Source organism: Candidatus Limnocylindrales bacterium (assembly GCA_035559535.1).
Lineage (GTDB): Bacteria > Moduliflexota > Moduliflexia > Moduliflexales > JAUQPW01 > JAUQPW01.
On the sequence record DATMBG010000032.1, the window covers coordinates 98,324 to 112,852 of the forward strand.

11 protein-coding genes are annotated in these 14,529 nt (G+C 45.6%); 8 read left to right on the forward strand and 3 right to left on the reverse strand.

Features of this window, described 5'->3' with window-relative positions:
- Position 1: 1 nt before the first annotated feature.
- Positions 2–1,666: a PEGA domain-containing protein gene (locus VNM22_10285; protein HWP47538.1), complete on the forward strand. Its 1,665-nt coding sequence runs from the start codon at positions 2–4 to the stop codon at positions 1,664–1,666.
- Positions 1,667–1,714: 48 nt separating this feature from the next.
- On the opposite strand, the gene VNM22_10290 is transcribed toward VNM22_10285, so the two are convergent.
- The 3 genes from VNM22_10290 to VNM22_10300 form a co-directional block, all read right to left on the reverse strand.
- Entirely contained in the window at positions 1,715–3,076 is a 1,362-nt protein-coding gene (locus VNM22_10290) for a sigma-54 dependent transcriptional regulator (protein HWP47539.1), read from the reverse strand.
- Positions 3,077–3,156: 80 nt separating this feature from the next.
- On the reverse strand, positions 3,157–5,241 hold the full coding sequence (locus VNM22_10295) for a PAS domain S-box protein (protein ID HWP47540.1): 2,085 nt from the start codon (positions 5,239–5,241) through the stop codon (positions 3,157–3,159).
- A 65-nt stretch (positions 5,242–5,306) separates the two neighbouring features.
- A complete protein-coding gene (locus VNM22_10300) occupies positions 5,307–6,752 on the reverse strand; it encodes a 4-hydroxyphenylacetate 3-hydroxylase N-terminal domain-containing protein (protein HWP47541.1) in 1,446 nt (481 codons plus the stop codon).
- A gap of 245 nt (positions 6,753–6,997) precedes the next feature.
- Between VNM22_10300 and VNM22_10305 the strand changes: the two genes are divergently transcribed.
- From VNM22_10305 to VNM22_10335, 7 genes are all read left to right on the forward strand, one after another.
- Entirely contained in the window at positions 6,998–8,617 is a 1,620-nt protein-coding gene (locus tag VNM22_10305) for an AAA family ATPase (protein ID HWP47542.1), read from the forward strand.
- A gap of 84 nt (positions 8,618–8,701) precedes the next feature.
- Positions 8,702–9,937, forward strand: coding sequence for a molybdopterin-dependent oxidoreductase (locus tag VNM22_10310; GenBank protein HWP47543.1), 1,236 nt, complete (start codon positions 8,702–8,704; stop codon positions 9,935–9,937).
- An 81-nt stretch (positions 9,938–10,018) separates the two neighbouring features.
- Positions 10,019–10,318: a hypothetical protein gene (locus VNM22_10315; GenBank protein ID HWP47544.1), complete on the forward strand. Its 300-nt coding sequence runs from the start codon at positions 10,019–10,021 to the stop codon at positions 10,316–10,318.
- Positions 10,319–10,588: 270 nt separating this feature from the next.
- Positions 10,589–11,182 carry a sigma-70 family RNA polymerase sigma factor gene (locus VNM22_10320; GenBank protein HWP47545.1) on the forward strand — a complete coding sequence of 198 codons (594 nt, stop codon included), beginning with the start codon at positions 10,589–10,591 and terminating at the stop codon, positions 11,180–11,182.
- Positions 11,183–11,186: 4 nt separating this feature from the next.
- Positions 11,187–11,756 (forward strand): zf-HC2 domain-containing protein, encoded by a 570-nt coding sequence (locus tag VNM22_10325; protein ID HWP47546.1) that lies wholly within the window; start codon positions 11,187–11,189, stop codon positions 11,754–11,756.
- 59 nt (positions 11,757–11,815) lie between these two features.
- Positions 11,816–12,871 carry a sigma-E factor regulatory protein RseB domain-containing protein gene (locus VNM22_10330; GenBank protein HWP47547.1) on the forward strand — a complete coding sequence of 352 codons (1,056 nt, stop codon included), beginning with the start codon at positions 11,816–11,818 and terminating at the stop codon, positions 12,869–12,871.
- An 86-nt stretch (positions 12,872–12,957) separates the two neighbouring features.
- Complete coding sequence (locus VNM22_10335; protein ID HWP47548.1) at positions 12,958–14,520, forward strand: DegQ family serine endoprotease; 1,563 nt, start codon at positions 12,958–12,960, stop codon at positions 14,518–14,520.
- Positions 14,521–14,529 lie beyond the last annotated feature (9 nt).

Below are 14,529 nucleotides of genomic sequence, written 5' to 3' on the forward strand. Positions count from 1 at the left end.
CATGTCCGTTGTGACTTCTCATAGACTCCAAACCATAGACCCAAATCGTCTACAACAGCAACGGATAAAAACAATGCGTAAAGCAACTTTCCTGATCGTCCTTTTTTTAATAACCTGGGGGCAAGTGGCAAAGGCCGCCAAGGAGTGGTATGACTATTACCAAGATGGGCTTCAGGCCATGAAAAATCAGAGATGGCGGGAGGCCGTAGAAAATTTTGAGAAAGCCGTTGCCGAAAACCCACAGCCAAGAAAGCGGGTCGTAACGCCGGGGAATTGGATTCTGACCGATTATTATCCTTACCTTCAACTGGGGATTGCTTACCTTCGTCTTGGACAGCCGGAAATAGCTGAAAAATACCTGAATAAAGCCTTAGCCTTTGAGGTAGAACCCAGGGTGGAGGTTTATCGGTATTTAGCCGAAGTAGATGAGATAAAGAAGCGCTCCCTGGAGAGACGCTATACGGACTTAAAGGAAGAAAAAAATAGCCCGGAGCGTGGATTACCTCTTCCGGAGACCCCGACACCGGTACCCATCAAGGTTCCAACTCCCACTCCGGTTCCGACTCTGGTTCCAACCCAGATTCCAACTCCTACGATTCTGGAAGTGGATTTAACCCCGGTTCAAAAACCCCCTCCTATGGTTCCACCCCTTCCCACCCCCCGGATTCCAGAGACTGTCATTCCAACTCCTACACCCCTGGTACTGACAGGAACCTTATTTATCGATAGTGTTCCTTCTGAAGGAACGGTTCTCTTAAATGGTCAAAAAAGAGGGGAAACTCCGTTAAACCTCATTGTAAAAGAGGGTGTTTACGAGGTAGAGATTATAAAACGAGGGTATCCCGGGTATCGAACCAGGATAACCGTTCAACCTAATCAATTGAATAAGTACCTCTACGCCTTGGGGGAATATGATTGCGATTATGATTCCTCGGCAGATCGAAATCCCGCCCGGGCTATTAATCTGGAAACTTTTATGAAATCAGATCAGGCCGCGGAGGTGGATTATGACAAAGGGGATTGCACGGACTGGTTTAGTGTAACAATTCCCAGGGAGGGAAAATGGACCTTTGAGATTCAACTCCTCGATAACCTGAAAGCCAATATCGAAGTGGGGGTTTATGGTCCGGATAACAGTACAAAACTTCTGGGTACAGGGACCCGAGACTTCAATCATACGGAAATGATTCGTTTTACCCCCGAGACTTTTATACCCCCCGGCCTTTACTATCTCAGGATTCATGCCAGGGGTAGGGGAGACCGGGCCCTGTATAAACCCATGTATGAACTTACGGAAGAAGTCGTTTTAGTTGAAACTCCCGTTGTAGCTGCTCTAACGCCAACCCCCCTTCCAACTTCTACGCCGCTCCCAATCCCAACGGCACAAGCCGTTCAAGAGTCCAGACCCAACACCCAATGGCCTGAGATTTCCATTACCATTCCCTATGCTCTTCTGGCTCTGGCTTCCGTCGCGTTTTGTCTGGCTTTTGTGGCGATTGTGATGACCCTCAAATCAAAATCCAGATATCCGTCCAGACCCAGACCGCCTTTTGAGGGGATCAGGAAAAATCCCCCGGCGGGACCCCTCGAAAAATCTAAATCAGAAATTCTAGAGGAAGAAGATGAAACCTTATTTTTAATGAAAATGGATCTTCGAGATAAATGACTCTTTGTGGCCTTCCCGCTCAAAGGCAATAGGGACTTTTCTAGATTTTCACCGTTCCTGTAATCCATACTCCTTCAACTTCCGCCATAGTGTGCTCTTAGAAATTTGTAAAATTTGGGCCGTTTTTTTCTTGTTTCCACCACACTGTTGAAGAACTTCCAGGATGTAGTTTTTCTCATTCTCTGCAAGGGACACCAGCTTACTTGAAGGCTTAGAGGGGATTGAGGGGAAGGTCTGTTCCAGGCCCTGAATATGCCGGGGGAGATTTTCAGGTAGGATAATTTCCCCGGTAGCCAGAGCCACAGCTCGTTCTATCACATTTTCCAGTTCCCGAACATTGCCCGGCCAGTCATATCTAACCAATAGATCCACTGCCTCTTGGGAGATAGACCGAATCGGTTTATGCATCTTATTACGATATCTTTCTAGAAAGTGATTTACCAGGAGCGGGATATCATCTTTACGCTCTCGTAGAGCTGGAAGTTTGATGGGAATGACGTTAAGTCGGTAGAAGAGATCTTCTCGGAAGGTTTTTTCTTGAATGGCCTGTTGTAAATCTTTATTGGTAGCCGCAATAAGCCGGACATCTACATGGAAAGATTTATTATCTCCAATCCGACGGATCTCTCCGCTTTGAAGAAATCGAAGTAGTTTGACCTGGATGGCCGGAGAAATTTCTCCGATTTCATCCAAAAAAATGGTTCCCTGGTGGGCTTCTTCGAAAAGACCTTTTCGATTTTTAATAGCTCCGGTGAAAGCCCCTTTGATGTGGCCAAAAAATTCACTATCCTGAAGCCCTTCGGGTAAGGCACTACAATTGACGATCACAAAAGGCTTGTCTTTCCTGGGACTATTATTGTGAATGGTTTGGGCAATAAGCTCTTTACCTGTACCACTCTCTCCCAGGATCAAAACGGTACTATCGGTTTGACAAACCTGGGTGACCAGCTTCAAGATATCCAGCATTTTAGGCGAATTCCCCACAATATTTTCAAATTTATATCGCTCTCGAACCTGCTCTTCCAGGAGTTTGACCCGCTCGGTCAAGGTCTTCCGTTCCAATGCCTTATTAACAACCAGTACGATTTCCTCGGGCTCGAAGGGTTTTGCAATATAGTCATAAGCCCCTATTTTCATGGCCTGCACGGCAGAATCCACCGTACCATAAGCGGTTATCACAATGACTTCCGTTTGTTGGGATATCTCTTTGACCTTTTGGAGAACCTTAATCCCATCGATCTTTTCCATTTTCAAATCTGTAATAACCAGATCATAGGTTTTCCTTTCCAGAAGACGGAGGGCTTCTTCTCCGCAAGAAGCCTCTTCGACTTGATAACCTACCCGTTTTAAGGTAATTTTCAGAGTCGTTCGGATGCTCTTTTGATCATCAACCAGTAAAATTTCTGCCACGCTTTAAGAAGACCAGAGGCGAAAGGTGAAAGACAAAAAACAAAGGTTTTTATTTTATCTTTTACCTTTCGCCTCTGGTCTTATAAAGGAAGGGTTACGATAAAGGTCGTCCCTTTCCCTATTTCACTCTCTACCTCCAGTATTCCTTTATGGGCTTCTACAATCCGATGGGCGATGGGTAAACCGAGACCGGTACCTTGGGGTTTACTGGTGTGAAAAGGTTCAAAAATATTGGCAACTTCCTCTGGAGCAATCCCGATACCGGTATCAGAGATTCTCACCTGAAGCCCCTGGAAATCTCGCGTGGAAACGGTCAGTATTTCGATTTTGATAACTCCCTCATCCGGCATTGCTTCCAGTGCATTAATCAGCAGATTCCAGAAAACTTCATGCATCTGATCGGCATCTAAACGAACTTTGGGTAACTCAGGCTCACACCGCAGGTGGATTTTTATACGATCATTCCATCGGGTATCCTTTTTGAGGAGTCGAAGAACCTCTTCCATAACCTCCCGAATATCACTTTCCAAAAATACAGGTTCTCGAGGACGGGCAAACTGTAAGAAATTGGTAACAATCTTGTTGAGACGGTCGGTTTCCTCCACGATCACTCCCATTAATTCCAGATCTTCTTCGTTTAAATCTACATCGCGTTTAAGAAGCTTGGCCGAATTGGAGATGGCGACCAGAGGATTTCGGATCTCATGGGCGAGACCGGCGGCCAGTCCTCCGATGGACGCAAGCCATTCCGATCTTCGAACCTGTTCCTGTAATTTTTTCTGCTCGGTGATATCCATGGCAAATCCTACCAGGGAAGCTTTCTCACCCCGGTCATTCTTAAGAACGGTGGCCGAAGAGTATAACCATCGGACATCTCGTTTGTTTTGGTGAATCATTCGAAATTCAAGGCTTCTCCCCTTTCCTTCAAAGACCTTTCTCTGGGCATCAAAAACGCGATCCCGATCCTCTGGGTGAATCTGGCTAACCCATAAATTCTTGTTCCGGTAGTAATCTTCCGGTCGATATCCCAATATCTTCTCCACGACAGGGTTGAGATAGGTAATGCTTCCATCGGGAGAAACAATATAGATAATAAAATCCTTCGTACTCTCGATGAGGGATCGATACTTCTCCTCGGATTCTTTAATTCTATTGAACAGGCGTGTATTTTCAATAGCAATGGCCAGTTGGGGGGTTATCTGTTTAACCAGGTCAAATTGATCTTCTGAGAAGTTATTTACCTTTCGGCTGGCAAAACTGATGGTACCGATGACCTCTCCTCGACAAAAGAGGGGATACGTGACACTGGAGCGAATCCCTTCTTTCAACAACTTGGTCATCCCCCAATAGGGGCTCTCCGCCACATCCTGGATCAAAACAGGTTTACCGGTATCGACCACTTCCCCCAGATGGGTCTCGGCTTTAGGAATGAAAGTACCCTCTTGCAAGTCACCGGATTCTAAACTTTCATAATACTTGACCAGGGCATAAATCTGAAAGCCCGTTTTTTGTTCGTCTAAAAGACTCACGGTCATCCGATCGAAATCGAAAACTTTTTTTAACTCGGCCCCGATGGCTTCATAAACGTCTTTAATATCCAGACTTGAGGCGATGATTTTATTTACATTGCTGATAACCTCTTTTTCCTTATCAATTCGCTTGCGTTCTGTAATATCCCGGGAAATCCCCAAAACATAAATAACCTGACCCGTCTCGTCCCGGATTGGATCCAAGCTGGTACTAAACCAGAATTCTTTACCCGGAATCTTATAGGTGTGCTCGTGAATAGTGCCTTCTCCGGTTCCAAAAACTTTTTGAATATGGGCCATGTATAAATCAGCTTCTTTTTTGGAGAAGAGTTCATAGATATTTTTTCCTACAAAATCGGTGGGATTCCCGCCAATAATACGGGCTGCTATACGGTTCATGGATATACAATTTCCTTCCGAGTCTACGGTAAAGATGGCATCTCCCGCACTGTCTACCAGGGTTTTATACTTGGCTTCAAATTCCCTGAGTCGTTTGCTCTCCTCCTTAACCTCGCGTTCCAGTTGCTCAGCCAAAATCCGATACTTCTCCACGGACTTCTTGATTTCCAGATACTCCTTGCTAAGCTCTTCATAGGCTTTAACCAGGTCCTTAAATCCTTTGGTGGACTTTTTCATTATAAAAGCCCAAAGTCTAAAATCCTAGATGAATTTGACTCTGGACTTTAGACTTTGAGCAGGTATTAGTCTCGAATCTGGGCGACCCTTTTAACAAATTCAATACAGGGTTTTGGATCATATTCCCGATAAATAGTTATTTTTTGGGCTTCCAAAGAGCCTTCTGCATGGATGGCCAGGACTTCATGATACCCCCCAAAATCAGAGGCCGTGAGGTCTCGGATCAGATTAAATAGTTTTAATCGGTTCTCGGTAGAGATTCCCCTAGCCCCACCCAGGTATTTCTGGATATAGGGACGGGTTTCCGGGTTGAGCCAGTCCTCTTCAGAAGGTCCGGTTACCAGAAGACCCCCGGCAATGTCCTGAAGCCAGCTGACCGCCTGGTGGTAATGACTGGCGAAATAATATTTCGCGATATTGGTAATGAGGGTATCTGGAACTGCAATTCCCGGATCTACCACATGGCATTCGTAGGCAGAAGCCCGGGTAAGGGCCCGAACCGTTTCTGTATAACTGATGAGCTGGGTGATTTTTTCTCGAATATGAGAAGCCTTTTTAACCCCATTGGCTTCGGCCATAAGCTCGGCTGCGCCAATGAACAGTTCACAGAGTGGTGGTTTATAGGAAATAGCCGTAAAACGATGGAATTGGACGAAAGTTGTGGCTAAAGGTCCTGCAAACTGCCATTCTCCTTTCATAAAGACCCGTTCCCAGGGAACGAAGACATCATCGAAAATGGTCAGAGATTCCATCAACCGATGATGGGTGCTTACCGGATGATGGAAGTCACTGGGAGGTACACTGCCAAAGGGACTCACAATCATCTTAAGTCCTTTGGTATTGGCCGGGATGGCAAAGGCCACGGCATAATTTTTATCCCCTTCCCCTAGAGCCCGGGTAGGGATTACCAGGATCTCATTTACGGCAACCGCCGAGGTGGTATGAACCTTTGCTCCCCGCACTATAATACCGTCTTTGGTTTCATCGACGATTCGAACATAATAATCCGGGTGTTCCTGCTCTGAAGGCCGCAGACCTCGATCTCCTTTTACATCTGTCTGTGCCGTAGCCATGCTTAGATCATTTTGCCGACAGTATTGATGATATTTTTGAACCCGTTCAAGATAGTGACTCCCGAGCTGATCGTCCATCTTTTTAGCAATGATATAAAGGGCAAAAATGGCATCGGTTCCAATTTCCTTGATGATGGGAACCACTCCATGACCGGCTCGGGTTCCCGTTAAAATCATTTCATGCCGTTTCAGAAGATCCTCTGCATTCCTGGGGATTTTAAAATATCGGCTGCTGATTTCTCCCGTTTCCGGATCCTGATAGGTCATCAGATCTTTGTATCGGGGATCTTCTGCCAGGTGATAATCCCCGGCAGCATGCTCAATAGCCACTCTTATATCGGGATGGGTCGTTACATCTTTAACCTGTTCCCCCCGGTAATAAACCATACGACCATCCCGTAAACTTTCTATATATTGTTCAGCAGATCTAAGTGCCATGATTTCTTCTCCTTCTAATTACCTTACAGGTTATGAAGTGATAACAATGACCTGAAATTTCCACTTAAGCTTTTTATTTAACAAAGCCCTTTCATCCTGTCAATTTAATATTACCTGGAGTAAAGGTTAAAAAACCGCTATGAAGTAATTTTTACAGACTCTTTAAGGGTTCTCAAGGAAATAATCAATCCACGAACGATTTTTCTTGCCTGTTCCATGTAAACCCGGCATATTACATAAAGGTTATGGCATCTTTTAAAGATATTGGTGGATTGGAAAAAGAGCTTCAGCGGGTTCGGGAGATTATCGAGTTTCCCATGAAATATCCCGAAGTTTTTGCCCGATTGGGGATTGAACCCCCCAAAGGGGTTCTGCTTCATGGCCCACCGGGAACCGGAAAGACCCTCATTGCTCGAGCTATTGCCAATGAGATAGGAGCCCATTTCATCCACATCAACGGTCCCGAAGTCATTAACAAGTATTATGGAGAAAGCGAGGCCAGACTCCGGGAGAGGTTTGAAGAGGCCCGCCGTAATGCGCCCAGTGTAATTTTTATCGATGAAATCGATGCCATTGCCCCCAAACGGATTAATGTCGCGGGAGAGGTAGAAAAGCGGGTCGTGGCTCAGCTTCTGGCTTTAATGGATGGCTTAGTAACCCGGGGTCAGGTGGTGGTGATTGGCGCAACCAATATCCCGGAGGTGTTGGATCCTGCCCTGCGACGTCCGGGGCGATTTGATCGGGAGGTGGTCATCGGGGTTCCCAATCGAATCGGGCGGCGCCAGATCCTGGAGATTCATACCCGATCCATGCCTCTGGCTCCCAATGTCAATCTGGATAAACTGGCCGAGATTACCCACGGATACGTAGGGGCCGATCTGGAAGCTATCGCCAAAGAAGCCGGTATGATTGCCCTTCGCAGGATTTTACCGGAGATTAATAGCCAGGCCCCTTCTCGGCTGGAGGGTCCCGCTCTGGATTTTCAGGTTACCATGGAAGACTTCATCGAAGCTTTCAAGGAGATCGAACCCGGAGCCACACGAGAGTTTCTGGCCGAAAGACCCGTACTTCAATTCAAGGACGTGGGAGGATTAACCTACGTGAAGAAGACGCTCAAGGCCATCATCCGACTTTCCTCTTGCTATCATCGGTTCTATGAAACCAGCGGAATAGCTTTTCCCAAAAGTCTACTTTTTACGGGCCCTTCCGGTACGGGAAAAACCCTCCTGGCAAGGGCCTTGGCCGGTGAAAGTGGATTTACCTTGATTACGGTAGACGGACCCAGGCTTTTCTCTAAATGGCTGGGAGAATCTGAAAAAGGACTCCGAGAGGTCTTCAAGATGGCCCGGCATACTTCTCCGTGTATTCTATTCTTCGATGAAATTGATAGCATTGCCCCGATTCGGCGTATATACGGAGGAGACGAAAGTGGGGTCACGCAACGAATGGTTAACCAGCTCCTCCGGGAATTGGATACCCTCAAGGATTTTAATGAGGTTATTTTCCTGGCGGCTACCAATCGGATTGACCTGGTAGATCCTGCTCTTTTACGGGCAGGCCGGTTTGACTATATTCTGGAGTTTCCCATTCCAACTCTGGAAGAGCGGGAGGAAATTTTTAAAATCTACCTGGCCCAACTTCATCTGAAGGATGTGGATTTGCATCAACTGGCCGAGCAGACTGAAGGTTTCGTGGGATCGGATATCGAAGCCGTTTGTAAAAAAGCGCGATTGATGGCTCTGGAGCAGTTTTTTGAGGATTCCGAAGTAATCCTTGTTCAACATCCAGATTTGCGTATTACCCAGGCTCATTTTTTGGAGGCCATCGAGTTGACCCGGCAGATGGGAAAGATCCCTCGTAGTTAATAGGAGATACCCCCTGGGCACCAGGTTTATCATGGGAACTCTGGGTGCTGATGAATCTGGTATCCTGGTGGTAAGAACCGTTCTATGATCAACCGAAGAAAGTTCCTGAAAAGTATTGCGGGAAGTTTAGTTCTGGCTAAAAGCGGTATCCTCCTGCCAAAAACCCTTCTGGCCCAGAGTTCTCAGATGGGGCCGCCGGAGCTTCCACAAGGAGCTTTGGAGGAGGCCATACTTCAAGCTCTACCCGGGAAAAAACCTCTTATCAAGAGAACCTACCGTCCTCCTAACTATGAAACCCCTGTTCAATATTTTAATGAACTGTTTACCCCCAGCGAGGTCTTTTTCGTAAGATACCATCTGGCCGATATCCCTCAAGTGGATAGCAAGCAATGGAAACTCAGCATCGGAGGGGAAGCCATAGAAAAACCCATGGAATTAACCCTGGAAGACCTCCAACGAGATTTTGAGCAGGTGGAGATGGCGGCTTTATGTTTGTGCTCGGGCAATCGAAGGGGATTGTTCAAGCCCCACGTGCCGGGAGTTCAATGGGGTTATGGCGCCATGGGAAACGCCAGGTGGAAGGGAGTCCGGCTTAAAGATATTTTGGTCAAAGCCGGTATTAAAAAAGAAGCTCTCGAAGTTACATTTAACGGTGCCGATGGGGCCGTTTTGGAAAAAACTCCGGATTTTAAGAAGAGTCTCCCGGTCTGGAAAGCCCTGGATGAAAATACCCTTATTGCCTGGGAGATGAACAGGGAACCGCTTCCCCACTGGAATGGATTCCCTGCCCGATTAATAGTCCCCGGCTGGACCGGTACCTATTGGGTTAAACAGCTTACGGAGATTCAGGCTATAACCCGACCCTTTGATGGTTTTTGGATGAAGGCAGCCTACAGAATTCCCAAAGGTAAATTTCCCATTGTAGATCGATTTATCTCTCAAGAAACAGAGATTAATACTCCCATCACCGAGATGGTCGTCAGCTCCCTGATAACAAATCTGGAAGAAGGACAGAAGTTCAAGTCAGGACAACCCATCGAAGTTAAAGGAATAGCCTGGGATGGGGGTTACGGTATTCAACGGGTAGAGATCTCCACCGATGGAGGAAAGACCTGGCAAGAGGCTGAATTGGGGACCGACGCCGGAAGGTTTTCCTGGAGACCCTGGAATTATCCCTTTATACCGACTGAGAAGGGTAAATATACCGTTATGGCCAAGGCCAGTAACCGTCTGGGACAGACACAAACGTTTGAACTCATCCTGAATCCGGCCGGCTATCACCATAACGTCATTCAGCGTATAAACATAGAAGTCATTTAAAAAACCCATGGGAGGCGGTTTTTACGCGGAATAAAAACTTCGTTTTCTGGTGGAAAACGAACTTCTGGAAAGGAGGATCCTGTGAAAAGTCTTTTTTTTCTTTTGATTCTATGGATCATTCTCGCTGCTCCCGTTTTGGCTCAAGAGGAAAAAATAAAACTTAAAGAAGGGCCCGGAAAAAAGCTTGTGGAAGCCCATTGTAATATCTGCCATAGCCTGGATTATATCCTGATCAATTCACCTTTCCTGGATAAAAAAGGGTGGGAGGCTTCGGTTAATAAAATGATTCAGGTCATGGGAGCACCCATCAATAAAGACGATGTCCCTCAGATTATAGAATATTTGACAACCTATTATGGAAAGAAGGAGTCATCCCCATAAGTTAAGCCAATCGGTCATTAAGGGATTTTAAGGTTGTTTTCCGGGGATAAAGATTCAGGATTGAGGATCGGGTCAAAGCTACCCTTGTTGATAAGTATCCCCAGGTGTTGTATACTGTTATAATAATGACCTTGAATGCGGTCGGACAGGTTGATGTAAGTAACCTTTACAAATCTTTAAAAGTTTCTCGGCTACAGGAACTTTAGCCTGGTTCCCAGGTCTAATCTAATGAATTCACCATAGTTAGTACGAGAAAAAAGGATCGCGTACGTGTTGAATTCGAGGAAACCCACAAAGCCGGTAACCGATGAGAGCCTGGTAAAGAGATGTCAAGCTGGAGATTCGCTGGCTTTTGAGACCTTAGTCATTCGATATCAGAGGCAGATTTTTAGTCTGATTCATCGTATGACCAATAATCCTGAGATTGTTGAGGATTTGGCTCAAGAGGTTTTTATTTCGGCTTTCAAGGCAATAGGAGAATTTAAGGGAAATTCTTCTTTTTTTACTTGGCTATATCGGATTGCCATCAATAAGTGTAAGAACTATTTAGCCTCTTCTCGTGGGTCTCTTATACCTATAGGAGATAGGAGGTCGGAGGCTGAGCCTTCTTTGTTGGAGATAGCGGACCAGCGAGTGAATCCACAGACTGCTTTGTTAACAGGGGAGTTATTGGCGCAGGTTGATGAAGCTTTAGGAAGTCTTCCAGACGATCAAAGAGAGGCCCTGGTTCTGTATGATCTGGAAGGCTTATCTTATCAGGAGATTGCAGAGGTTTTGAATTGCCCCATAGGGACTGTGCGGTCTCGATTAGCCAGAGCCAGGGCAGCTTTAAGAGAAAGGCTCAAGGATTATTTTACGGAGTAGAAGTATGAACTGTGAGGAATATTTTGAGCTTATAACCGGATATGCAGATGGGGAGTTACGAGAGGCCGAGGTGGTATTGCTTACCCAGCATTTGACTGCCTGTGCAAAGTGTCATCAACATCTTAAGGAAATCAGTGCCTTAAAAAATCTTTTAAAACAATATGCAGCAACGAAAGCCCTGGTCCCTTCTTTAGGATTTTCCCAAAAAATCCTGCAGAGTGTCCACAAGGAAATTCCGGTCTTTGGAAAGAAAGGTTTATCATGGACTTCGAAATATCCTCTTTCTGTCTGGGCCACGGCGGCAGTTCTGTTTCTGATTCTCCTTGCCGGAATCTTTTACTTTCAGCAAATGGGAGTTCAGGAACCTTCAAAGAACACCTATTATGTTGAGATGAAACCAAAGACTCAGAAGAATATATATTATGTCGAGGCTAAACTAGATTCCCCGCCTGCCCACGAATCGGGAAATACGGATTTCAATAATATTGATGATTATCTCTATCAGCATGCCATGGAGGGGTTGCGAACTCCTCTAACGGATAACACCGTATTCGTGGGATATATGAACCGATGAGCCAGATGTTGGAGAGATTACCAGGTACTTCTAAGATATACGGTAGACAGATTGAGTCCATGAAGTGGAAATGGGATTTAACGATTTTAAACGCTTTCTTTTTCTTGATCAGTTGGTTAATAACCCTTTTCATTGCCGATAAGGTATGGGCTGAGGAAAGGGAAGAACTGGATAGCATTATTCAAACCCTGGGGGAGTCCAGAACTAAGGATATCAGCTATATGGGGGTCAAAATTGTGGTTAACTACTCCTCCTGTCAACCAGATGTTAAGAGTATTCAGGTAATCCATGGACCCGCTAACAAGGAAAAGCGAGAAATCTTCTCCTTGAAGGAAAAGAAAACCCAGGTCATTCTGGATGACGGACAACATATCTGGCACTATATTCCATCGGAAGCTTTTGTCATTCGTAAAAATTCCCCTGTTTTCGAGGATGTGGTGAAAGATCTCAAGGAAAAGGAGCAGCTCATCGAACAGAACTACAAGATTTACATAGAGAGGCAAGGACAAATCATTAACAGAAATAGTATCGGTATTTTCTTCGAACCCAAGGATACCAATCGGCCGGCTCGTAAGGTATGGGTGGATAGAGAATATGGAATCCCCCTAAGGACTGAGATTTACGACCTGAATGGAAATCTCATTCTGTTATCGACTTTCTCGGAAATTAAATTTGGATCTGTTCTTGGAAATGACATTTTCTCTCTCAAAATTCCCGAAGGGACTCCTGTTAAGACCTTTGTAGAAGCCAGATATGCCAATCTGGCTGAAGCAGAAAAACATATCGATTTTAAGTTGCACCCCTTAGGTTATGTTCCTGAAGGGTTTACCCTCACCGGGATCACCCATATTAAAGTGGATAAAGGAGAGCGGGTCCATTTACTTTATTCCGACGGATTGAGCTCTCTATCCATTTTCCAGGACAAGTCTGTACTATCTTTTTCCGGTACCCCTCTCCCTACCAGAGAAGTGAACATTAATGACAAAAAAGGAGTATTATATGACCAAGGACTACTAAAGATCTTAAATTGGAAATTACAGGACACCTATGTTACTTTAATAGGAGAAATCTCAGAAGATGAGTTATTAAAAGTGGCTCGATCAGTTTTGCCTTAAAAGCTGTCTACTACCCGTCGTCCGTTGTTCAGGGGGTATAAGTTCCTAAGAGGGGCAACGGACAACAGTTAATAGACAAGGAAGTTATGAATAAGGAAAATTTAAAACAAATTTGGTTAATCGGTCTTTTATGCTTCGTGGTCAGTGTAACGACGGCTATTCTGACTGTTAATAGTCTCCCCTTGCTAAGTATCGCTCAGGAATCAAAATCCGACAAACCGGCCACATCGCCGGCTGCAGATAAACCCACCCCGGATGCAGGAACAAAATCTATGGCCGGAGTCCTGGTTCCCCATGACTTTGTAGGGATTGCCAATAAGGTTAAACCTACCGTGGTTAATATTAGTACCAGCCATACCCTGAAACGGAAAGAATTCCGAGGATTCCGGGGTTCAGAAGAATTTAAAGATTTCTTCGGTGAGGATTTCTTTAACCGATTTTTTGGGGGGAACCCTCCCAAGCAGTTCAAACAGAGAAGTTTAGGTTCCGGTTTTATTATTGACAAGCAGGGCTATATCGTCTCCAATCATCACGTGGTTAAAGATGCCGATGAAATCAAGGTTAAGCTGGCAGATGATTCGGAGTATACGGCTAAAGTCGTCGGGAAAGATCCGAAAACGGACATTGTGCTTCTTAAAATCGATACTAAAAAAGATCTTCCGGTCTTAGAGTTTGGGGATTCCGATGCCATTCAAGTGGGTGAATGGGTCATAGCCGTGGGAAATCCCTTTGGATTGAATTATACCGTTACTGCCGGGATTATCAGTGCAAAGGGACGTGTTATTGGTGCAGGCCCCTACGATGACTTTCTCCAGACCGATGCCTCCATTAACCCTGGTAACAGTGGAGGTCCCCTTGTCAATATGGAAGGGAAAATTATCGGGATCAATACCGCCATTATGGCCAGTGGGCAGGGGATTGGATTTGCCATTCCTATTAATGAGGCCAAGCATATCATTGAGGATCTAAAAACCAAGGGTAAAGTAACCCGAGGATGGCTCGGACTTATGATCCAAGAGGTCACTCCCGAGTTAGCAGAATCCTTTAATCTGGCCGAACATAAGGGAGCTCTGGTGGCTAATGTGGTTCCCGATAGCCCGGCAGATAAAGCAGGGATTAAGCGCGGGGATGTGGTGATTGAATTTGACGGCAAAAAGATTAACGAATACAGTGACTTGCCTAAACTGGCAGCCCGGGCCGAGCCCGGTCGGAGTGTCGAGGTAAAGGTTAATCGGGATGGGAAAGAACAAACCTTCAAAGTAAATATTGGAGAGTTCCCCGAAGAAGTTGCAGAAGCTGCTACAAGCCAGGAAGGTAATACCATTGAAGAAGAAAAGCTCGGTATGGCCGTACAGGAATTGACTCCGGAATTGGCCGAAGGACTCAACCTACCCAAAGACGAAAAGGGAGTTCTGGTTTCCGAGGTTGAGGAAGGGGGACCTGCCGCAGAGGCCGGAATCCGAAGGGGTGATATTATCAAGGAAATTAATCGGATTGAAGTTAAAGACCTTAAAGGGTATCAAGAAGCCCTTAAATCCTCCAAAGATAACATGATCCTCTTGCTGGTAAAACGGGGAGAAAACAGCATTTATCGGGTTATCAAACTCGATGAAGGCCTGAAAGAAGGAACCAAAGAGGAGAAGAAGTAAAAATAGGGG